The sequence below is a fragment of the Methylocystis suflitae genome, from assembly GCF_024448135.1.
Taxonomy (GTDB): Bacteria; Pseudomonadota; Alphaproteobacteria; order Rhizobiales; family Beijerinckiaceae; genus Methylocystis; species Methylocystis suflitae.
The window spans coordinates 1-631 of sequence record NZ_JAMRYX010000217.1 but is presented as its reverse complement, the minus strand read 5'-3'; the positions used below and the strand labels follow the sequence as shown (position 1 = coordinate 631).

The 631-nt window shown below is 46.6% G+C and carries 1 pseudogene; it reads left to right on the top strand.

Annotated features, from left to right (window positions below):
• Nucleotides 1-30: 30 nt before the first annotated feature.
• Nucleotides 31-631, top strand: a pseudogene (locus tag NEI07_RS16545) (hypothetical protein); the annotation flags it as partial.

The window sequence follows — 631 nt, the reverse complement described above, 5'->3', positions numbered from 1 at the left end:
CCGTAGTGAAGTGGCGTGCACTTTAGGTCTATGGTGCTTTCGGCGCAAAGACCTATTTTGTCATCCGACTTATACCGTTTAATCAATCTGGTAGAAGAAGCGCTGCATTTTTGTATTTTGAAAGGGGGCTCTCTCTTGATCAAACTGTTAGCCTTGATGAAATACGGTGATAAAGCGGCCAGCTCACGCCAACGCTTGCTTCAGTATCGGGAGCATTTTTCTCGTGAAGGCATTGAAATCATATTCTGCCCTCTTTTGACCAACAATTATATTGAACAAACCTTCCGTGGGAAGGGCGCTCCTGTCTTGTCGGTCTTGAAGTCTTATCTTTCGAGAGTGAAGCTGCTCATTGATTGCAAATCTTTCGACCTAATATGGGTCCAATATGAAATTTTCCCCTACACGCCGGGTCTGGCTGAGCGTCTCGCCTTAATTAGCGGCAAGCCTATTGTGTATGATTTCGACGACGCGATCTTTCATCAATATGACCAACACGCGAATCTTCTCTTTCGTAGCTTTCTCGGCCGCAAATTGCAGCCTCTGATGCGAGCAGCTTCGCTCTGCGTCTGTGGAAATAACTACCTAAAGGAATACGCCGATCGCTTCTGTGTTCGCACTGAAATCGTGCCGA